This is a genomic window from Devosia geojensis (genome assembly GCF_000969415.1).
Taxonomy (GTDB): domain Bacteria; phylum Pseudomonadota; class Alphaproteobacteria; order Rhizobiales; family Devosiaceae; genus Devosia; species Devosia geojensis.
In genome coordinates, this window is record NZ_JZEX01000024.1 from 13,863 (window position 1) to 35,177 (window position 21,315).

The following is a 21,315-nucleotide window of genomic DNA, read 5'->3' on the forward strand; positions in this document are numbered from 1 at the left end:
AGAAACCACCGCCGGCAGGAACGGCGGGTGAGAACCAACCAGACTTGACGTACGTAGCTCAAATGGGAGGGAAACCATGAGCCGCTTCAACAGACGACGCTTTTTATACACTGCCGCCGGCGCTGCCGGCTCCGCCGCCGTGCTCTCGGCGCTCGGCCGCCCGGCCTTCGCGCAGAACCGGCGCATCCGCCATTTCTGGTGGGGCAATCCGGATCGCGACGCGCGCACCTTCCGGGTCATCGAGATCTTCAACGAGGCGCACCCGGACATCGAAGTGGTGGGCGAGACGCTCGGCTTTGCCGACTATTTCACGCGCCTCACCACCCAGATCGCCGGCGGCAACATGGCCGACGTGATCCAGATGGGGTACGGGGTGATGTTCGAATACATCCAGCGCGGCGCGATCCTGCCGCTCGACGAGTATTCCGGCGGCATCCTCGATCTCAGCCAGTTCGACGAAAGCGCGCTGCAGGCGGGCACCGTCGACGGCAAGCTCTATGCGCTCTCGATCGGCGCCAACTCGCACATGGCCATGTACAACACCCGCCTCTACGAGGAAGCGGGGATCACCCCGGGTAACGGATTCGACCCCTATGGGTGGACCTATGACGACGTCAAGCGCATCGGCGTCGCCGTCAGGGAAGCGACGGGCGTGGCGGGCACGGACGATAACACCGCCGACTACCAGAACTTCTCCGATTTCGTCGGCCAGAAGGGCGCCGAGCTCTACACGGCCGATGGCGCCTATGGCGTGACGCAGGAGATCGTCGAGGAATACTGGAGCATCTGGAAGGACATCCGCGACGCGGGCGCAACGCCCCCGGGCCCGGCCACGGCAGGCCTTGTCGGGGCCGAGATGTCGCAATGGGGGATCGTCACCGGCCAGTCGGCGACCTCCTATGCCTGGTCCAACCAGCTCGTCGGGGCGCAAGGCCTGATGCAGGATGCGCTCGGCGCCGCGATGTACCCCAACACCGCCGAGATGATCCCCGGCTCCGTGGTCCAGCCCAGCCAATTCGTGTGCCTGTCGCGCGACACCGTCGATGCCGAGGCGGCGGTCACCTACATGAACGGCTTCGTCAACGATCCGGAGATGACGGAGGCGCTGGGCCTCGAACGCGGCATTCCCTCCAATGCGCAGGTGCGCGAGGCGCTGGCGCCGACCCTCGAGGGCGCAGCGGCCGTTTCGGTCGAGTTCTTCAACAACATCCAGGGCAAGACCATGCCCCTGCCCCCGCCGCCGCCGAGCGGGGCCAACGAAGTGGAGCAGACCTTCGAGCGCATCGCCGTCGGCGTGCTGCTCGACCAGGTGAACATTTCCGACGCCGCGACCGACTTCCTGCGGCAGGCCGAGGCGATCCTGCGCCGGGCGGGCTGACGAACCTCTCGCCGCCGGGCTGCGGCCCGGCGGCTTTCCGCAAATCGAACGGAGCACCGGCATGCAAAAGTTCCTGCGCAAGAATGCCCCGGCCTATGTGTTCCTCACCCCGTGGCTCGTCGGCTTCTTCCTGCTGTCGATCTTCCCGATCCTGGCTTCGCTCTACCTGTCGTTCACGCAGTACGACGTGGTGCGGCCGCCGCAATGGGTCGGACTCGAGAATTACCAGTACATGTTCGAGTTCGATTACCGGTTCTGGAAGTCGCTGCAGGTGACGTTCACCTTCGTCGTCGTCTCGGTGCCGGCCAAACTGATCTTCGCGCTCGCCGTCGCCATGCTGCTCGACAAGGGCATCCGCGCCGTCGGCTGGTATCGGGCGCTCTTCTACCTGCCATCGATCCTCGGCGGATCGATCGCGGTGGCCATCCTCTGGCGGCAGCTCTTCGACTACAACGGCGTCATCAATTCGGTCCTGCGGTTCTTCGGCGGCGACGGTCCCTATTGGCTCTCCGACCCGCGCTATTCGCTCTGGACGCTGATCGTGCTCGCCGTCTGGCAGTTCGGCTCGCCGATGCTGATCTTCCTCGCCGGCCTGCGCGCCATTCCGCAGGACCTCTACGAGGCCGCCGAGATCGATGCGGCCGGGCCGGTGCGCAAGTTCTTCGCCATCACCGTGCCGCTGCTGGCGCCGGTCATCTTCTTCAACCTGGTGCTGCAGATGATCGAAGCGTTCAAGTCGTTTTCGGGCGCATTCATCATCTCGGGGGGCAGCGGGGCGCCGCTCGACAGCCTGCTGTTCTTCACCGTCTACCTGTTCAACGAGGCCTTTTCGTACTTCCGCATGGGCTATGCCTCGGCGCTCGGCTGGGTGCTGCTCGTCATCATCGCCGCGTTCACCGCCATCGCCTTCTGGACCAGCAAGTACTGGGTCCACTACGAGAACGAGAGGGGTTGAGCCATGACCGACGCGACAGCCTCCGCCACGGACACTGCCATCATGGCCGCCGCTTTCCGCGAGGCCCGGGCGAAGCGCGCCCGGCGCGCGGCGTTTCTGAAGCACATCTTCCTGATCGCGGCTTCCTTCGTGATGATCTATCCGCTTCTCTGGATGCTGGCGAGCTCGCTGAAGGCGGACAACGAGATCTTCGGCCAGCTCGGGCTCCTGCCCGCGGACCCGCAGTGGGACAACTACACGCAGGGCTGGAACGCCCTGCCCGTCTCCTTCACCAACTTCTTCTGGAACTCGGCGGTGGTGACCGTGCTCTCGGTCATCGGCAACGTCATCTCGTGCTCGTTCGCCGCCTATGCCTTCGCGCGGCTGGAGTTCAACGGCAAGACCTTCTGGTTCGCGCTGATGATGATGACGCTGATGATCCCCTATCATGTCGTGCTCATCCCGCAATACCTGACCTTCCTGCAGCTGGGCTGGGTCAACACCTACCTGCCGCTGGTGGTGCCGCGGTTCCTGGCCTCGGACGCGTTCTTCATCTTCCTGATGATCCAGTTCTTCCGGCAATTGCCACGCGAGCTCGACGAGGCGGCGATGATCGACGGGTGCTCGCCATTCAAGATCTACTGGGCCATCATCCTGCCGCTCTCGATCCCGGCGATGGCGACGGCGGCGATCTTCTCGTTCATCTGGACGTGGGAGGACTTCCTCGGGCCGCTCGTTTACCTCAACGACATCCAGGACTACACGGTGCCGCTGGCGCTGCGGATGTTCCTCAGCCAGGACAGCGTTTCCGAATACGGACAGATGTTCGCCATGTCGGTGCTCTCGATCCTGCCCATCATCCTCTTCTTCGTCATCTTCCAGCGCCTCATCATCCGCGGCATCGCCATGAGCGGGATGAAGTGAGCAGCTTTCAATCAAGGACACCTGAATGGCATCGGTTACGCTGAGCAAAGTCGTCAAGGCGTACGGGAACGTCCCCGTCATCCACTGCATCGACCTCGAAGTCGCCTCGGGCGAGTTCCTGGTGCTGGTCGGCCCATCCGGGTGCGGAAAGTCGACGCTTTTGCGCATGATCGCCGGGCTCGAGGAGGTCAACGACGGTACGATCAGCATCGGCGACAAGATCGTCAACGACTTGCCGGCGAGCCAGCGCAACCTCTCCATGGTTTTCCAGTCCTACGCGCTCTACCCGCACATGAGCGTCAGGAAGAATCTCGCCTTCGGGCTGACGAACCTCAGAATGCCGAAGGACGAGATCGCGCGGCGGGTGGCGGATGCGGCGCGCATCCTGCAGATCGAGCCGCTGATGGAGCGCAAGCCCCGCCAGCTCTCGGGCGGACAGAAGCAGCGCGTCGCCATCGGCCGGGCGATCGTGCGCGAGCCGCAGCTCTTCCTCTTCGACGAGCCGCTCTCCAACCTCGACGCGGAATTGCGGGTGCAGATGCGGGTCGAGCTCGCCGGGCTCTACCAGCGGCTCGGCACGACGATGATCTACGTCACCCACGACCAGACCGAGGCCATGACCATGGCGACGCGCATCGCGGTGCTGAACAAGGGCATCGTCGAGCAGATCGGCACGCCGTACGAGCTCTACAACTTCCCGCGCAACCGGTTCGTCGCGACCTTCATCGGCTCGCCCAAGATGAACATGCTGGAGGCGACAGCCAGGGGCGACACGGCCGAAATCGCGGGCATCGGCACGCTGAAGCTGCCGGACGGCGTCAGGGGGCAAGGATCGATCAGCGTCGGTATCCGGCCGGAGCAGATCGCCATCGGCGACGGCGGCGCGCTCAGCGTGCCCGGCAAGGTGTCGCTGGTCGAGTATCTCGGCAGCGAAATCTTCGTCTACGTCACCCTGCCCTCGGGCGAGCGCCTGCTGGTGCAGGCTCCGGGGGACGCCAGGATCCACAACGGTGAGCCGATCACTCTCTCGATCAGCGCCGCTCAGGCACACTATTTCGATGCCGAGGGGCTGAGGATCGGAACATGAAACCAGTGGAGGAAGAGAAGGAATAACGTTCCCGGCTCTGCACGCTCATCCAAGTCAATTGGAAAATATACTTATATCGAATGTCTTAAGCTCACGATGTGAAGTTATATTTCACTGTTTTGTATAAAGTTTGAGTTGATCCAAACTCTCACGAATGCTCAAATCCATCTCTCAGTTCTATATTTACATTATCAATCGGGATCAGGATCGATTTGAACGCTTAGGCCCTGTCCCGACCGCTCATGTGATTCATCCTGCTCCGCGGATATGAAGAGGAATGAACGATGAGCGCCACCACGAAGGCATATCTGGTCGGCAGCGGCATAGCCTCACTAGCCGCCGCCGCCTATCTCGTGAAGGAAGGGGGACTTGCGGGGCAGAACATCGTCATCCTCGAGCAGGAGGACGGCTATGGCGGCAGCCTCGATGCGCGCGGCGATCCGGAGCACGGCTACTCCATGCGCGGCGGCCGCATGTTCGAGGAGAAGTTCAACTGCACCTACGACCTGCTGTCGTTCATCCCGTCCATAAGCGACCCCAAGAAATCCGCCAAAGACGAGCTCATGGAATTCCATCAGGAGTTCTTCTGGAACGACAAGGCGAGGCTGGTTTCGGGCGGCTCGATCGTCGATGTGGCCAACCTGGGTTTTCGGGAGCGTGATCGGCTCGACCTCGTCAATCTCTGCGCCACGCCGGAGGCTGCGCTCGGCACCCGAAGCATCGATGAGTGGTTCGAGCCGGAATTCTTCGAGAGCAACTTCTGGTTCATCTGGTGCACCACATTCGCTTTCGAGCCGTGGCACAGCGCGGTCGAATTCAAGCGCTACTGCCTGCGCTTCACGCATCTCTTCTCGACCATCGACACGATGGCGGGAATCTACCGGACCCAGTTCAACCAGTTCGACGCCATGGTGCGGCCCATCGTTGGCTGGTTGAAGGAGCACGGCGTCGTCTTCCGTCCGCGCGCCGAGGTGACCGATATCGACGTTGCCGTCGACGGCAATGAAAAGACCGCCACCCGCATCCGCTATCTCGCCGACGGCGAGGAGGGCGAGATCAACCTGTCGCCCGACGATCTCGTCTTCGTCACCAATGGCAGCATGACCGCCGACACGACCTACGGTTCGTCCACAGCCGCACCTTCCCTGCAGACGGAAAAGCAAGGCGGCTCCTGGACGCTGTGGCAGCGCCTCGCGGCGAAATCGCCGGATTTCGGACGTCCGGCGGCTTTTTGTACCGATATAGGGAAGTCCAAATGGGAATCGATCACCGTCACCGCCCATGACTCGACCTTCTTCGACCTGCTCGAGGCGTTCTCGGGCAGCGAAGCCGGCAAGGGCGGGCTCGTCACCATCAAGGATTCCAACTGGTTGCTGACGGTGGTGCTGAACCACCAGCCGCACTACTACGAACAGCCGAAAGGCACCTGGGTCTGGTGGGGCTACGGCCTCTTCCCGGACAAGGTCGGCAATTTCGTCCAGAAGAAGATGTCGGACTGCACGGGGCGGGAAATTCTCGAGGAAATCCTGCTGCACCTGCGCTTTGCCGAGAAGATGGAACACATCCGCGACACCTCGATCGTCATCCCGGCGATGATGCCGTACATCACCAGCCAATTCATGCCCCGCACCGGCACGGACCGTCCGCAGGTCATTCCGGCCGGCTCCAAGAACCTGGCCTTCATCGGCCAGTACACGGAAATACCCGACGACGTCGTGTTCACCGTCGAATATTCGGTGCGTTCGGCGCAGATCGCCGTTTTCGGGCTGCTCGGCCTCGATCGGGAGGTTTCGCCGTTCTACAAAGGGCAGCACGACCCGCGCATCCTATTCGACGCGCTCAAGATGCTTCATCGCAAGTAGGCGGCTGCCGGTGGATCAGCGGATCGCGCCCATGGCGCGGTCCAGGGTTTCCGAGAGGGCCTGCGGTTGATCGCTTGCAGTCCACGCGGCGAGCGTCGCCTCGACGCACCCCAATGCCGCGGCGATCAGGGCGTTGGCGCGGGGGTCGGAAGCATCGGCTGATGTCGTCGGAACAATTTTGTTCCCGTGTCCGTTGGGTCCTAGCGCAGGCAAGCTTGCGCGAAGCTCGTCCACATCCAGCGGGAGGCATGGAAATGGCCAAGGCAGGCAGAAGCGACACGGCCATTCACGACCTGAGCATTCAGCGAGGCGAAGGCGGTGAACTGCATCAGGTGGCCGAGGGCGACACGCCCACCACGACCACCGCGTTCGGCACACCCGTTTCAGACGACCAGAACTCCCTGAAGATCGGGCGGCGCGGCCCGACGCTTATGGAAGACTTCCACTTCCGCGACAAGATGTTCCACTTCGACCACGAGCGGATACCCGAGCGCGTGGTTCATGCCCGCGGATACGGCGCCCACGGCTATTTCGAGAACTACGAGTCGCTCGCCGACATCACGCGAGCAGACCTTTTCCAGCGTCCCGGAGAGCGGACACAGCTCTTCGTTCGGTTCTCGACTGTTGTGGGCAACAAAGGCTCGTTCGATCTTGCCCGCGACGTGCGCGGCTTTGCGGTCAAGATGTACACCAAGGAGGGCAACTGGGACCTGGTTGGCAACAACATCCCGGTCTTCTTCATCCAGGATGCGGTCCGCTTCCCCGATCTCGTCCATTCCATCAAGCAGGAACCGGACCGGGCCTTTCCGCAGGCGACGGCGGCCCATGATAATTTCTGGGACTTCATCAGCCTGATGCCGGAAAGCATGCACATGATCATGTGGGTCATGTCGGACCGGGCAATTCCACGCTCCTTCCGCTTCATGCAGGGCTTTGGCGTCCATACGTTCCGGTTCGTCAATGCCAAGGGCAAGTCGACCTTCGTCAAGTTCCACTGGAAGCCGAAACTCGGCCTGCAGTCGGTGGTCTGGAACGAGGCGGTGAAGATCAACGGCGCCGATCCCGACTTCCACCGCCGCGATCTCTGGAACGCCATCAAGTCCGGGAACTTCCCGGAATGGGAATTGCACGTCCAGCTGTTCGACCAGGAGTTCGCGGACAGCTTCGATTTCGACGTACTGGACCCCACCAAGATCATCCCCGAGGAGGTGCTGCCGACGCGGCCGATCGGCCGCATGGTCCTCGACCGGATGCCCGACAACTTCTTCATGGATACCGAGCAGGTGGCGTTCATGACGCAGAACGTGCCGCCCGGCATCGATTTCTCCAACGACCCACTCCTGCAGGGCCGCAATTTTTCTTATCTCGACACGCAGCTGAAGCGGCTCGGAAGCACCAATTTCAGCCATCTGCCGGTCAATGCGCTGAAATGCCCGATGCACCACTTCCAGCAGGACGGGCACATGGCATTTCGCAATCCGGTCGGCCGCGCCAACTACCAGCCCAACTCCTGGGGCGAGGGGCCGCGCGAGTCGCCGGAGCGCGGCCATGTCGCCTACCCTGAGGATATCGAGGGGCAGAAGCTGCGCGTCAGACCCGAAAGCTTCGCCGACCATTACAGCCAGGCCCGACAGTTCTACATCAGCCAGACCGAGACCGAGCAGAACCACATCATCGGCGCCCTCACCTTCGAGATCAGCAAGGTCGAGACGCCAGCGATCCGCATTCGAATGGTCTCGCATCTGCTCAACATCGACGAGGAGATGGCAAGGAAGGTCGCCACGAAGCTGGGCATCAAGGAAATGCCGGCGCCGGCCGACGCTGCCGTGCCGACCCGCATGGACCTGCAGCCCTCGCCTGCGCTCAGCATTCTCAGGAACGGGCCAGACAGCATCCAGGGCCGCAAGATCGGCGTTCTGGTCACGGACGGTGCCGAGTTGACGCTCTTGCGAAGGCTGAAGGAGCTCGCCATGTCCGAGGGAGCGACAGTCGAAATCGTCGCGCCCACGGTTGGCGGCGTCGTGGGCAGCGACGGGACGTCGATCGAGGCCAACCACAACATCGAAGGCGGGCCTTCCGTTCTTTTCGACGCCGTGGTGCTGCTCGCCTCAGAAGCGGAAGCGGCAAAGCTCGCGGGTGATGCCGCGGCGCTGGACTTCGTCATGGACGCTTTCACCCATTGCAAGTTCATCGGCTATGTCCAGGGTGCGATGCCTCTCCTTGAGAAGACGAACATGATGGCCATGATGGACGAGGGCGTGGTGGCGATCGACGGCGAGGATTCTCTGGCGCGCTTTTTATCGACGTGCCGCAAGCTGCGCCTGTGGGAGCGCGAGCCCAAAACCAGGGTCAACCAATAAGAAACGTTGCGCCTGACCTCGCTTCGCAGCGGCAAGCGCATAGTCAGGCGTCACTCCGATCACAGTGCCCGGCTCGGTAACGACGCGCTCGTGGCGAGAAGCGGGAGGGAGATTTCAAAGAGCGCTCCCCGCCCGGCGCGTCGCCGACGGTGATGCGGCCGTTGTGGCGCAGGACGATGTCGCTGACGAGGCTGAGGCCGAGGCCCGCTCCCCGGTCGAGCGGGACGACCCGTCGGAAGGGTTCGAAGATGGCGCGCCAATGCTGTTCGGCGATAGAGGCGCTGAGCTTCACTAGTCTGTCAGGAGGAGGTTTCCCAACCTCCTCCTATGGTGGTTAACCGTTGAGGATCACCACCTGATGCTCAAGCCCACATTGCCGCTATAGGCTTCGTGGCTCTCGCCGCCCAGATTCGTGGTGTAGTCGGCGGTTGCGTGGAAACTGACGGCATCGCCCAGCTGCAGGACCAGACCGGCGCCGAGTTCGAGCGCCGTTCCTCCGCGGTCGGTCTCGATGACGTCCGTTCCGCCGAAGACGACCCGATCGGTGCCGCCGAAGTCCTGCCAGAGATTGGCCTTGAGATAGGGCTGGAGAACTTGGCCGCCCTCGATATCGAAGGTACCCTGGAGCCGTGCGCCGACCCGCCCGGTCAACCCGCCGTCGGTATCGAAGGAAACGGATGAGAACGCGTCCTGCGTATCGTCGAGCGACACCTGCTGCCAGATAACCTGTCCCTGCGGCTCGAACGTCCAGTTGTCGCCGAGCGGGATCGGATACCCCCCTTCGAGCGATGCCGTGAAACCGCTGCCGTCAACATCGAGGCCGTAGCCGCGATCGGACGTCGCCTCACCGTCGAAGAGGTTGGCCATGACGACGCCGTCGAGATACCACCCGCTCGGCCCGACATGGGTCCAGTACGCGCCTAGGCTGGTGCCGTTGAGGGTCATGTCGCCGACCGCGACGTCGTTCCAGCCGAAGGCTTGTCCCTTGATGTCTCCGTTCATCCCGCTGCGGGCGACGAAAACGCCCGCCTGGTCGCGGTGGCCGTCCTGCGTTTCGCGCCCGTAGAGGTCGAGCCCGAACTGGAAGCCGAAGAGCGAGCCGTCGAAGCTGGGATCGACGGTGCCCGACCAGCTCGTTTCCGACTGCTCGCCGAAAAAGCGGCCCCACACGCCCGGGAATGCTTCGGCGCCGGTCAACAGGCTTTGCTCACCGCGCCGTTCATGGAACGTACCGAGGTTGGCGAGTCCGATGTCGAAGGCGACCGGCGGCAACACCGTGTAGAGCGGCACTTCGGGACGGTAGAGCGGGATGACGCCGTTGACGGGCGTGGCCGGCGTTGCGCCGGGCGTCGGCGGAGGCGGCTGCACCGGGTTGGGGTTGTCCGGCGTCGGCAGGACCGGCAAGGGGGGTGTTCCGGGCGCGGGCTGCAACGCCGCGCCGCCCTGCGTGGCGACGAGCGTGTTGCGCAGGAACCAGCTCTCCTCGGAGCCGGGGGTCACGCCACCCTTGAACAGGAAGTAGTCATAGGCACCCGCCGAGACAGCGCCCGCCAGCGCGAAGGCATCCGGCGCCGTCGTGCCGCCGTTGACGGCATCGACCACCAGGATACCGTTCGCGAGCGTCTGCGCGCCCGGCCCACCGACATTGGTGATCGCCAGGCTCGTGGCGCCGCTCGCGGCGCCCCCGTCGATCACCAGCCTGTCGGACGCAGAACCGTCGGTATCGAGGAAGGTGTTGAGCCCGACCGTGCCCTGCTGGCCGATATAGTTCCCGGCGACGGTCAAGGTGTTTCCGACGGCGCTGCCACCGATCTGCGCGAGGCCGCTATTGGTCAGGTTGCCGTTGATCGTCAAGTTTCCGACCGGCCCGCCGGCAAAGGCCGCAAGAGCATCGGCAACGGTGATCGTGCCCTGGTTGGTGACATCGCCGGTCACGCTGCCATACCCGCCCAACGTGGCTCCGGAGGCGACATTCACCGGACCACCACCGGAAAGGGTGGCGGCAGCCCCGGTCGCACCGCCAAGGGCCAAAATGCCTTGAGCAACGGTCGTGCCGCCGGCATGGGCGTTGTCGCCCTTGAGGTTGAGAACGCCGGAACCGGTCTTGGTGAGGCTGCCGGCGCCCGCGGTGCCCTGCGTGAGGGCCGTGGTGAAACCTTGCGTATCGATCGTCCCGCCGCCGACGTCGAGCAGGATGGCGCGGTCCGCCGACAGGTCGAACTGCTGGTCGAAACGCAGAATGCCGCCGTCGAAGGTCACGCCGCCGGTCGAGGCACCGAGCGCGTTGTCGGCACCAACCGCGACCGTGCCTTGCGTGATGATCGTCCCGCCCGAATAGGTGTTACCCTCCGCACTGGCAGGCGCCAGGGTGAGCACCCCTGCCCCGGTCTTTTCGACCACCCCCGCGCCGGTGATCTGGCCGATATAGGTGCCGTCATCGGGCTGGGTGAAGCGCACGAGCCCGTTGTTGGTGACGTTGTCGACGTTAGCCTCGGCCGTGGCCTGGGTGGGCAGGCTTTGAGCGCGCGCCTCGAGGATGCCAGCGGTTTCGATGAGAGCGGTGCCGGTGTAGTTCGCATTGTCGCCGGTGAGCGCCAGCGTTCCTTGCCGAACCGTGACGTCGGTGAATCCGGAAAGGCTGCCCGCCACCGTCCACTTGCCTTCGCCATCCTTGGTGAGGGTGGTGAAGTTCATGATGTTGCCGGCCAGCGTATCGTCGGAACCGGCGGCGCCTTCGAGCGTCAGATTGTTGCGCCCGCCGCCGCCATTGATGTTTCCGGTCACCAGGGAATCGGCAAAGAAGAAGAGATCGTCGTTGCCGCCGCCGAAGCTGATCCCGCCGATGACCTCGGCTCCCGTCCGGTTGTAGAACTGGATGCCCGCACCGCCACCGGACCCTATCACGCTGCCGACGCCCCCGACCTTTTCGATGACCCCGTAATTGTCGACGACGTTCCTGGCGCCCCAGCGCTCATCCTGGAACCAGATCGCGGCGCTGCCGGTGGTCTGGATGAGGCCGCGATTCTCGATCCTGTTGCCGAAGCCGTGCACGTTGACAGCTTCCGCGTTGACGAAACCGCCCGACTTGACGATTTCGGCCCCCGCCTCGACGATGAGAGTACCGTTGCTGTTGAACTCGATCGTGTTGAAGCCGGTGCCGTAAAGCCCGCCGTTGCCGGTCGCGGTGTTGCGCACCGACGCGCCGCTCTGCACCGTGATGTCTGCATTGTCGCCAAGGCTGATGGCGTTGGCATTGGTGACGTTGATTCCGGCGCCTGAACTGAGGTCCACGGTCCTGCCGTGATCCGCCCTGCCCGTTCCGACGGTGCTGTCATGTGGATTGGGCGCCGCCGGATCGCAAAGCGTTATCGCGCCCGCCGTAGTGCAAGCCGCCATCGCCGGGCTGGATGCAAGCAAGACACCAGCGGAGATTGTGAAGATGACCGGCAGAAGCGTCGTGGAGGAGAGGAGCGCAGCGCGCGCGTGAATCATTAGCAATGCCCTCGCAATTCTGACCCCCACCAAGTACTTAGCTTAGGGAAATGTCCGCGCCATGACAACCGGCTCCCGGACATATCCTTTCAGTTTCAGATGTTGTCACGTGGTCGCGCGGTTGACAGGGGGAGGATTCGGCTGAACTCTGGATAGAGTTGGATCTAGAGGCTCGAAAAATGGGGCGAAGTGCTGCCTTCTGTCTCGACAGTGCTGAGGCACTCTGCTCATGAACGGTGGGCTTACCTTTGTCATTCCCGTGAGGCACCAGGACAATGCGCCTGACTGGAACCTCGTCACGCATCGACTGAAGCAGACGATCCAGTCCATTTCCGCTCAGGACGCGCCCAACTGGCGGGGGATCGTGGTCGCCAACGAGGGGGCGAGCCTTCCTGCGATGCCCCCGAACTGGGACGTCGTCCGGGTGACGTTTCCGCCCAATCCGATTCATGAGCGGCGCGGCGCCGACAAGAACACGTTCTACGACGCTTTCCGTCTGGACAAAGGACGACGTGTCCTGTCGGGCATGTTGTCTGCTCGCGACAGCGCATACTTCATGATCGTCGATGACGATGATTTCGTCAGTCGCCGGTTGGCCCGGCATGTGCGCGACAACAATGGGCAAGCCGGCTGGCACATCATGGACGGATATATCTGGGAAGACGGGACGAAGCTGCTGCTGCGGCACGACGAATTCGCAAATCTCTGCGGAACGTCGCTCATCATCAGAAGCGACATTTACAATCTTCCGGAGCGGTTCGAGGATGCCGGGGAGGAATACATCAAATCGATGTTCGGCAGTCACCTCATTCTGCCGGAAAAACTGAAGGAGGCGGGCGCACCACTCCCCAGGCTGCCCTTCCCCGGAGCGGTCTATCGGATTGGTCACGTCGGGGCGCACAGTCAATCCGTGGGACTGATCGCCTTAATCTTCTCCAAGGATCGCACCGCCGGAAATCTGCTGAGGATCGCTTCCCGGCTATGGCGGATCCGCTTTTTTACACGGACCCTGCGCGAAGAGTTTTTTGGTGGAGCGACTGTACCTCGGCCTATCCAGGATCACCGGGGGATCGGTCCTCAGCTGGGCGGCGAAGCGCTCTGACGAAACAATCCGACGCGCAGGCCCGGGCAAAAAATCCGCCGCTTACACCCGCTTGATGGAAAGCACATCGAAGGTCTTGTTGATGGTGCTGACGGCGCGCTCGTAATCGGCGAGGGCAAGGGCCGCGATCAGCGTGTCGATCACGGCGAGCTGGGCGATGCGGCTCGTCATCGCTTCGGTGCGGAACTGGGTCTCGCGGGCGAGCGTGTGCAGCACGATATCGGTGTGGCTGAGGAGCGGTGAGCGGCCGAAATTGGTGACGGCGATGGTCGTCGCGCCCGCCTCCTTGGCGAGCTTGGTGGCCGTCAGCGTCTCGATGGTCGAGCCGGAATGCGAGATGGTCAGGACCGCGACGTCGCGATCGCAGAGCGAGCCGGTGATCGCCTGCACGTGGCTGTCGACGCTGGCGCGCGCGTTGATGCCGATGCGCAGCAGGCGGTAGGTGGCGTCCTCCGCGATCGGTGCGGCCGAGCCGATGCCGAAGACCTCGATACGCTTGGCCTTGCGGATGGCCTCGACGGCGCGGGCGAGCTCGCCGATGTCGAGGGCGTTCTGCGTGTCCTGCAGGGCGCGCAGGTCCGCCCCGAAGATCTTGGCGACCACGTCGGCGAGGCCGTCGGCGGGATTGAGGTCTTCCTGGATGAACTGAACGGGCTGCACGAGGTCGCGCGCCAGCGCGATCTTGATCTGCTGGAAGCCGCGCGCGCCCAGCTGCTGGCAGAGCCCGACGACGCTGCCTTCGCTGGCTCCGGCCCGCTCGGCAACCTCCGTCACCGACATGTGGACGACGTCGGCCGCGTTCTGGGCGATGAAATCGGCGATGCGGCCGGCCGTCGGCGCCAGGTCCGCGCGGATGGCGGCGATGCGCTCGATGACGTTGGTCAGGCGGTTGGGGGACTGTGTTGTCTCTGCCATGGCGCTGGGTCGTACCGGAAGGGATTGCGCCACTAGACCACGTCCATGACGGTTTCGCGAAGCAGTTCCGGCAGGCGCCCGGGTTTGACCTGCCAGAAGGGCACGCCGAGCCCGGCCGCGCCCGCGCCGTCCGTGACGGGATTGTCGCCGATGACGACGCAGTACCGGGCGGGCACGCCGACACGCCGGCAGGCATGCTCGAAAAGCGCTGGCTGTGGCTTGCCGATGACCCGGTGCGGCACCGGGCCGGTAACGGCAAAGAGCGCGGCGGCAAGCGCGCCGGCCTCGGGCACCGGATAGCCGTCCGGCCCCGGATGGCTAAGGTCCGGGCAGGCAACGAGCACCTCGGCGCCGTCGCGCACGGCGCGCGCTGCGGCGGCGAGCCTGCCGTAGGTGAACTGCCGGTCCCGCGCGACGATCAGCACGTCCGCGTCCTTTTCGACCAGCTCGAAGCCCATGTTGCGCGCCATGCGCCTCAGGGCGGGGGAGCCGAGGAGCATCAGCCGCCCGCCCGGATGCGCCTGCGCCGCTGCCTCGAGCGCCGCGACCCCGGCGAGCACGATGCGCTCGGGCGGCACGGCGAGCCGCCACTCGCGGAAGCGCCGGGCGAGCTGGTCGGGCGTGTGCTCGCTGTCGTTGGAGACGATGGCGAACCGCCCCTCGACGGCGGTGAGAAGGCTGCGCGCGCCCGGCAGGAGCTCATGTCCGGCGGTGAGGGTGCCGTCGAGATCGATGAGGAATCCGGCATGGTCGGCGAAGTTGAAGGACACGTTCCGCGAGCTCCTGTTCTGCGCCCACAGGTGAATTGAGATAAGCTCAATGTCAATATCAAAAATTTTGAGAAAGCTTCATCTGCCTGTCACAGACAGCCGCTAAGCATCCCGATATCGCGCCACCAACAGCACATCGAGGGCTCCCCAAATGAAGATCGCACTCGTCGCCGACATCCACCACGGCCCGCATTCCCACACCAAGAAGGAAGGTTGGGACGCGCTGCCCGAGCTCGAGGCGTTCATCGCGCGCATCGAGCAAGAGAAGGTCGATGTGCTGCTCGACCTCGGCGACCGCATCTCCGACACGACCCACGAGATGGACGTGACGGTTGCCGGTGATGTCTATGACCGGCTCTCGAAGTTCTCGGGCCGGCGCTACCATGTGCTCGGCAACCACGACGTTGCCAACCTGAGCATCGAGGACAACGCCCGCATCTTCAACCAGTCGATGGACCACCAGGTCATCGACCTCGGCGATTTCCGGCTGATCCTCTGGCAGGCGAGCGTCAAGCTCGATACCGACGCGCCGACCTTCGGCTTCCAGAAGGCCAGCGCGGCGCTCGCCTGGCTCATCAAGGCGCTCAACGCCGATGAGCGCCCGGCGATCATCGCGACCCACGTGCCGCTCTCGGGCCACTCGCAGATCGGCAATTTCTACTTCGAGAACAACGCGCACGTGTCGACCTATCCCGACCACACCGAGGTCAGGGCCGCGGTCGAGGCGACCGGCAAGGCCGCCATGTGGCTCTCCGGCCATGTGCACTGGAATACCGTGACCAACGTCCACAACGTCCAGCACATCACCATCCAGTCCTTCAGCGAGCGCTTCACCACCTACCCGGAGCCGGCGACCGCCTTCGGCATCCTCGAGATCGGGGACGGCCAGTTCGCCCTGGAGGTCTTCGGGCGCGACCCGTTCTTCGTGCGCCTGCCTTTCCGCGCCTCGGGCGCGCAGAAGTGGCTGAAATCGATGCCGCCCTTCGGCGAGCTCGCCGCCGACCAGGCGAGGCTCCAGGAACGGCTCAACGCCCAAGTGGCTGAAAATGCTTGACCAGCTGGTCCGCCGCACCCTCGGCGCGCTGGTGACGCTCTGCGTCGTCATCGTCGCCGTGTTCTTCGCCACGCGCCTCTCGGGCAACGCGGCGGACTACCTGCTGCCGCCCGGGCTGGACGCCGAGACCCGGCGGATGATGATGGTCGAAATGGGTCTCGATCAGCCGGTGCTCGCCCAGTTCTGGCACTATCTGCAGGGACTCATCTCGGGTGACATAGGCATCTCGCTCTATGAGCGCCGCCCGGTGTTCGACATCTATGCCGAGCGCCTGCCCAATACGCTCACCCTCTTCGGCTACGCGCTGGTGCTGGCCGTGGTGCTGGGCCTGCCGCTCGGGCTCGTCTCCGCGCTCAACCGCGCCAACGCGATCGGCGGCGCGATCATGAGCATTGCCTTCATCGGCTACGCCACGCCCAACTTCGTGCTGGCGATCATCATGATCCTCGTCTTCTCGTTCAGCCTGCACTGGCTGCCGAGCTCCGGCTCGATGACGCCGCTGCACTTCGTCATGCCCGCCATCGTCCTGGCGGCGCCGATGCTCGCCGAGATCGTCCGCTTCACCCGCAACGCCATGCTCGACGTGCTGGGGCAGGATTACCTGCGCACCGCCCGCGCCAAGGGCCTGCCCGAGCACGTCGTCGTCGGCAAGCATGCGCTGCGCAATGCCTCGATCCCGGTGGTGACGATCCTCGGGCTGCAGGTTGCCGGCATGGTCGCGCGCGTCGTCATCGTCGAGAGCGTCTTTGCCACCAAAGGCATCGGCGACCTCGTGGTCTTTGCCGCCATCGGGCGCGACTATCCGGTCCTCCAGTTCGGGGTGATCCTCATCGCCCTTCTCGTCGTCACCGCCTCGCTCGTCGTCGACTACGCCTACGCCGCCCTCGATCCCCGCGTGAAGGTCGCCGCATCATGACCGAGCTCACCGTCCCCGTTACCGGCATCGCCGCCGCCCGCAAGGGCAAGCCGAACCTCCTGCTGACGCTCTGGTCGCGCGCCGGCCTCGTCACCCGCATCAACCTCACGCTCTTCGTGCTGGTGCTGGCGATCGCGGCGGCGGCGAGTTGGCTGGCGCCCTACGATCCGGATGCGCAATCGCTGCTCTCGCGTCTGAAGCCTCCGGTCGGCATGCCGGGGGCGCAGGCGAGCCACCTCCTCGGCTCCGACCAGCTGGGCCGCGACCTCCTCGCGCGCACCCTCTACGGGCTGCAACTCACCATGGCGATCGCGCTCATCGGCAGCCTCATCAGCCTCGCCGTCGGCACTTTCCTCGGCATCATTGCCGGGTATGTGCGCGGCTGGTTCGGCGGGTTCGTCATGGCGGTGGTCGATATCCAGCTCGCCATTCCCTTCACGCTCATCGCCCTCGTCGTCATCGCCGTCTTCGGCAACTCGCTGCCGGTCTTGATCGTCACCATCGGTTTGGCCGGCTGGGAAGTCTATGCCCGCGTGGTACGAGCCCAGGTGCTTGCGGTTTCGCAGATGCCCTTCGTCGAGGCGGCGATCGCGGCCGGCGCGCCGCACAGCCGGGTGCTCCTCAAGCACATCCTGCCCAACATCGTCTCGCCGATCATAGTGGTGTGGACCATGACGTTCTCGGCCCTGATCCTCGCCGAATCCTCGCTTTCCTTCCTCGGTCTCGGCGTGCAGCCGCCAACGGCAACGCTGGGCTCGATGGTCGGCCTCGGGCGCGACTACCTCGCCTCGAGCCCATGGATCGCGCTCGTTCCGGCGATCGCCATCATGTTCGTCTCGCTGCAGGTGCTCCTCATCGGAGACTGGCTGCGCGACGCGCTGGACGTGCGCCTCAAGTAAATCCGGCGCTGCGGCGCCGGCGAGTAAGCCCCTTATCCGCAAGGCAGCCACGGTGTTCCGCCCTCCCTCGGACACCGCTGGAACCGGCTGCCGCAAACAGAGGAAGACGACCATGCTCAAGACGCTTCTCCCCGCGCTCGTGATCGGCACGATGCTGACCTCGCCCGCCCTGGCCCAGAGCCTGACGGTCGGCGTGCAGAACCTGCCGGCCTGGCTCGATCCCGGCAAGGATTTCGGCAACCAGGGCAGCCAGATCTACTTCAACAGCTTCGACCCGCTGATCCTCAAGGACTACAGCCAGCCCGGCGCCAACTTCGTTCCGGGCCTCGCGACCGCCTGGGAGCAGACCTCGCCGACCGAGATGGTGGTGACGCTGCGCGAGGGCGTGAAGTTCCACAACGGCGACACGATGACCGCCGACGACGTGGTGTTCTCGTTCGAGCGCATCCTTCAAGACATGACTCCCGAGTTCGCCGGCATCCACCGCCAGTTCTTCGACAATTTCGCCTCGGTCGAGAAGGTGGATGAACGGACAATCAGGTTCACCACCAAGAAGCCCGAGCCGCTGTTCGAGATCCTGCTCAACACCTCGGAAGCCTCGATCGTGCCCAAGAGCCACATCGCCGGCCTCTCGGGCGATCCGGCCGCCGTCGAGCAGTCCGACTTCGACGCCTTCATGATGGCACCGGTCGGGACCGGGCCTTATGCGATCTCAGAATTCCAGCCGGGCGAGACCCTGGTCTGGACCCGCTTTGCCGACCACTGGGGCGAGCCCGCCCCCCTCGAAACCGTGACGCTGCGCCGTATTCCCGAGCTTGCGACGCGCGTGACCGCGCTCGCCAACGGCGAGGTCGACCTCATCACCAACGTGCCGCCCGACCAGCTGCAGACGATCTCCTCGAATCCGAGCCTCAAGGTCGAGGGCGCGGTGACGCCGCTCTTCCACGTCATCTTCTTCAACACCGAGAACCCGAAGCTTTCCAATCCCAAGATGCGCCAGGCGCTGGCCTATGCCATCGACAGGAACCTGCTCAACGAAGCGCTGTGGGGCGGCCAGGCCAAGGTGCCGCCGGCCCACACGTATGAGCAGTTCGGTGAGCTCTACCTGCCCGACGCCGACACCTATTCCTACGATCCGGACCTTGCGAGGCAACTCCTGGAGGAGGCCGGCTATGACGGCTCGCCGATCCGCTTCGATACCGACCCGGTCTACTACACCAACGGCCTGCTCGCCGCCCAGGCGATCCAGGAGATGTGGTCGGCCGTGGGGGTCACGACCAACATCAACGTCACCACCAAGTGGACCGGCCCGGACGACGATCTCGAGGTGCGCAACTGGTCCAACCCCATGTACTTCGCCGATCCGGCCGGCTCCTTCGGCGTCATGTGGGCGCCCAAGGGCTCGGGCTCGGAAATGACCTGGCCGACGGACGAGGCGTACGCGCAGCTCTGGGACACGTTCCGCTACTCGACGGACGTCGCCAGCCGCAAGCAGGCCTACGAGCAGATCATGGACGTGGTGAAGGAGCAAATGCCGGTGCTGGCGCTCTACCAGCCCTATGAGAGCTACGGGATGCGCCAGGGCGTCACCTGGAGGCCGCAGCCGGGGCACATCCCCTACGTCCTCGATTTCCGCGCCGGCTCGATCAGCCTCGAGTAGCGCGGCCTGCGGGCCGGCGTGCTCCCTTCGCCGGCCCGCTCCCTGCTCCCCACGAAAGGTGCGACCATGTCCAAGCCCCTGCTCAGCGTTGAAAACCTCTCGATCAGCTTCGGCCGCGGCGATAAGGCCAAGCGCGTGGTGGAGGACCTCTCATTCTCGATCGCGCCGGGCGAATGCGTGGCGGTCGTGGGCGAATCCGGCTCCGGCAAGTCGGTCACCGCCTTTTCGGTCTTGGGGCTCACCGCGTTCAACGGCGGCCGCATCGAGACCGGCGCCATCCGCTTCACCCGCCGCAACGGCGAGGTGACCGACTTCGCGCGCGCCGACGAGAAGACGCTGCGCGACATCCGCGGCGACGAGATCACCATGGTGTTCCAGGAGCCGATGACCGCGCTCAATCCCGTCTTCACCGTCGGCGAACAGATCGCCGAGGTGTTGCGCCGGCATCGCGGCCTCGACCGCAAGGCGGCCAAGGCGCGCGCGCTCGACCTCATCACCCGCGTGCGGATCACCGATCCAGCGCGGCGGTTCAACCAGTATCCGCACGAGCTTTCCGGCGGCATGCGCCAGCGTATCGTCATCGCCATGGCGCTGGCGTGCGCGCCGCGCCTCCTCATCGCCGATGAACCGACGACCGCGCTCGACGTCACCATCCAGTCGCAGGTGCTGGACCTCATGCGCGAGCTCTCGCGCGAGGACGGCATGGCGCTGCTCTTCATCACCCACGACATGGGCGTGGTCGCCGAGATGGCTGATCGCGTGGTGGTGATGCGGCGCGGGAACAAGGTCGAGGAACAGGCGGTCGACCGCCTCTTCGCCCAGCCGCAGCACGTCTATACCCGTAAGCTCCTCGATGCCGTGCCGCGCCTCGGCGCCATGGCCGGCGCCGCAGGCCCCGTGCCGTTCGGCCTTGATCCGAAGCTTGCTGCATCGTCACGGCCCTCGGGCGAGCCGCTGCTGGAGGTCCGCAATCTCTCGACCTGGTTCCCCATCCGCAAAGGCGTGCTGCAACGGCATGCCGGCGACGTGCGGGCGGTGGATGACGTCAGCTTTACGATCGGCCGCGGCGAGACGCTGTCGCTGGTCGGCGAATCCGGATCCGGCAAGTCGACGACCGGCCGCTCGATCCTGCGCCTCGTGCGTCCACGATCGGGCGAAGTGCTGGTGGAAGGCTGGGACGTCCTCAAGCTCGATACCGAGGCGCTGCGCGTCGCACGGCGCGACATGCAGATCGTCTTCCAGGACCCCTATGCGGCGCTCGATCCGCGGCTCAATGCCTTCGAGCAGATCGTCGAACCGCTCGTCATCCACAGGATCGACAAGGGTAGCGCGCTGCGCGATCGCGCGATCGAATTGGTGCGCCGGGTGGGGCTCGAGGACGAGCACCTCGAGCGCTACCCGCACGAGTTCTCCGGCGGTCAGCGCCAGCGCCTCTGCATCGCGCGGGCGCTCAGCCTCTCGCCCAAGCTCATCATCGCCGACGAGTCGGTCTCGGCCCTCGATGTTTCGATTCAAGCGCAGGTGGTGAACCTCCTGATCGAGCTGCAGCAGGAACTGGGACTCTCCTACCTCTTCATCTCCCACGACATGGGCGTGGTCGAGCGCATCAGCCACCGGGTCGCGGTGATGCAGCACGGCCGGATCGTCGAGATCGGCACGCGCCAGCAGGTCTTCGAGGACCCGCAGGAAGAGTACACCCGCAAGCTCATCGCTGCGGTGCCGGTGGCGGACCCGACGACGCGGATGACGCGGAAAGCCGCGGCGAAGATCATCGAACCTGCATAAGCGGTGGCGCACCAGAGCCTCCCAGCCTGGCGCGCCGATATGTCCCGCGGATAAAGAACAACGGGTACGGCGATGGCCATAGCGGCGATGAGCATCACCGCACAGCGTCTCATGGGAGCACCACTAGTGGACCGGCTTGTAATCCACCCACCTAGTTGATAACGTTTCAACTTAGTT

Annotated in this window: 16 protein-coding genes; 12 read left to right on the forward strand and 4 right to left on the reverse strand. The window is 64.5% G+C overall.

The features are described 5' to 3' along the window. Nucleotides 1-76 precede the first annotated feature (76 nt). The 6 genes from VE25_RS01665 to katE all read left to right on the forward strand — a co-directional run bounded on the left by VE25_RS01665 (nucleotide 77) and on the right by katE (nucleotide 8,545). On the forward strand, nucleotides 77-1,378 hold the full coding sequence (locus tag VE25_RS01665; RefSeq protein ID WP_046106848.1) for an ABC transporter substrate-binding protein: 1,302 nt from the start codon (nucleotides 77-79) through the stop codon (nucleotides 1,376-1,378). 61 nt (nucleotides 1,379-1,439) lie between these two features. Next, on the forward strand, nucleotides 1,440-2,333 hold the full coding sequence (locus VE25_RS01670; protein WP_046106849.1) for a carbohydrate ABC transporter permease: 894 nt from the start codon (nucleotides 1,440-1,442) through the stop codon (nucleotides 2,331-2,333). A 3-nt stretch (nucleotides 2,334-2,336) separates the two neighbouring features. Next, nucleotides 2,337-3,236 (forward strand): carbohydrate ABC transporter permease, encoded by a 900-nt coding sequence (locus VE25_RS01675; RefSeq protein ID WP_046106850.1) that lies wholly within the window; start codon nucleotides 2,337-2,339, stop codon nucleotides 3,234-3,236. 25 nt (nucleotides 3,237-3,261) lie between these two features. After that, complete coding sequence (locus tag VE25_RS01680; protein WP_046106851.1) at nucleotides 3,262-4,323, forward strand: ABC transporter ATP-binding protein; 1,062 nt, start codon at nucleotides 3,262-3,264, stop codon at nucleotides 4,321-4,323. Between the two features lie 284 nt (nucleotides 4,324-4,607). Further along, nucleotides 4,608-6,185 carry an oleate hydratase gene (locus tag VE25_RS01685; RefSeq protein WP_046106852.1) on the forward strand — a complete coding sequence of 526 codons (1,578 nt, stop codon included), beginning with the start codon at nucleotides 4,608-4,610 and terminating at the stop codon, nucleotides 6,183-6,185. 248 nt (nucleotides 6,186-6,433) lie between these two features. Further along, nucleotides 6,434-8,545 (forward strand): catalase, encoded by a 2,112-nt coding sequence (katE, locus tag VE25_RS01690; protein WP_152664475.1) that lies wholly within the window; start codon nucleotides 6,434-6,436, stop codon nucleotides 8,543-8,545. Nucleotides 8,546-8,588: 43 nt separating this feature from the next. Here katE and VE25_RS23590 read toward each other — a convergent pair whose 3' ends face one another. Together VE25_RS23590 and VE25_RS01695 are read right to left on the reverse strand one after the other, a co-directional pair. After that, the gene (locus tag VE25_RS23590) at nucleotides 8,589-8,837 is read right to left on the reverse strand and encodes an ATP-binding protein (protein ID WP_342018651.1); all 249 of its coding nucleotides are present in this window, start codon (nucleotides 8,835-8,837) and stop codon (nucleotides 8,589-8,591) included. A gap of 56 nt (nucleotides 8,838-8,893) precedes the next feature. After that, nucleotides 8,894-11,836 carry an autotransporter family protein gene (locus VE25_RS01695; protein WP_052731656.1) on the reverse strand — a complete coding sequence of 981 codons (2,943 nt, stop codon included), beginning with the start codon at nucleotides 11,834-11,836 and terminating at the stop codon, nucleotides 8,894-8,896. 430 nt (nucleotides 11,837-12,266) lie between these two features. Here VE25_RS01695 and VE25_RS01700 point away from each other — a divergent pair, with 430 nt between their 5' ends. Next, nucleotides 12,267-13,139 (forward strand): hypothetical protein, encoded by an 873-nt coding sequence (locus VE25_RS01700; protein ID WP_046106854.1) that lies wholly within the window; start codon nucleotides 12,267-12,269, stop codon nucleotides 13,137-13,139. Nucleotides 13,140-13,181: 42 nt separating this feature from the next. On the opposite strand, the gene VE25_RS01705 is transcribed toward VE25_RS01700, so the two are convergent. Together VE25_RS01705 and VE25_RS01710 are read right to left on the reverse strand one after the other, a co-directional pair. Beyond that, a complete protein-coding gene (locus VE25_RS01705) occupies nucleotides 13,182-14,054 on the reverse strand; it encodes a MurR/RpiR family transcriptional regulator (RefSeq protein WP_046106855.1) in 873 nt (290 codons plus the stop codon). Nucleotides 14,055-14,086: 32 nt separating this feature from the next. Next, nucleotides 14,087-14,824, reverse strand: a complete 738-nt coding sequence (locus VE25_RS01710) for an HAD family hydrolase (RefSeq protein WP_046106856.1) — start codon at nucleotides 14,822-14,824, stop codon at nucleotides 14,087-14,089. A 151-nt stretch (nucleotides 14,825-14,975) separates the two neighbouring features. Between VE25_RS01710 and VE25_RS01715 the strand changes: the two genes are divergently transcribed. The 5 genes from VE25_RS01715 to VE25_RS01735 all read left to right on the forward strand — a co-directional run bounded on the left by VE25_RS01715 (nucleotide 14,976) and on the right by VE25_RS01735 (nucleotide 21,138). Further along, nucleotides 14,976-15,878: a metallophosphoesterase family protein gene (locus VE25_RS01715; protein WP_046106857.1), complete on the forward strand. Its 903-nt coding sequence runs from the start codon at nucleotides 14,976-14,978 to the stop codon at nucleotides 15,876-15,878. Next, nucleotides 15,871-16,794, forward strand: a complete 924-nt coding sequence (locus VE25_RS01720) for an ABC transporter permease (protein ID WP_046106858.1) — start codon at nucleotides 15,871-15,873, stop codon at nucleotides 16,792-16,794. Before VE25_RS01715 ends, VE25_RS01720 begins: the two co-directional genes overlap by 8 nt. After that, nucleotides 16,791-17,693 carry an ABC transporter permease gene (locus tag VE25_RS01725; protein WP_052731657.1) on the forward strand — a complete coding sequence of 301 codons (903 nt, stop codon included), beginning with the start codon at nucleotides 16,791-16,793 and terminating at the stop codon, nucleotides 17,691-17,693. The genes VE25_RS01720 and VE25_RS01725 overlap by 4 nt, the downstream gene beginning before the upstream one ends. Nucleotides 17,694-17,805: 112 nt before the next feature. After that, entirely contained in the window at nucleotides 17,806-19,353 is a 1,548-nt protein-coding gene (locus VE25_RS01730; protein WP_046106859.1) for an ABC transporter substrate-binding protein, read from the forward strand. Between the two features lie 66 nt (nucleotides 19,354-19,419). Further along, nucleotides 19,420-21,138, forward strand: a complete 1,719-nt coding sequence (locus VE25_RS01735) for an ABC transporter ATP-binding protein (protein WP_052731658.1) — start codon at nucleotides 19,420-19,422, stop codon at nucleotides 21,136-21,138. Nucleotides 21,139-21,315: the final 177 nt, after the last annotated feature.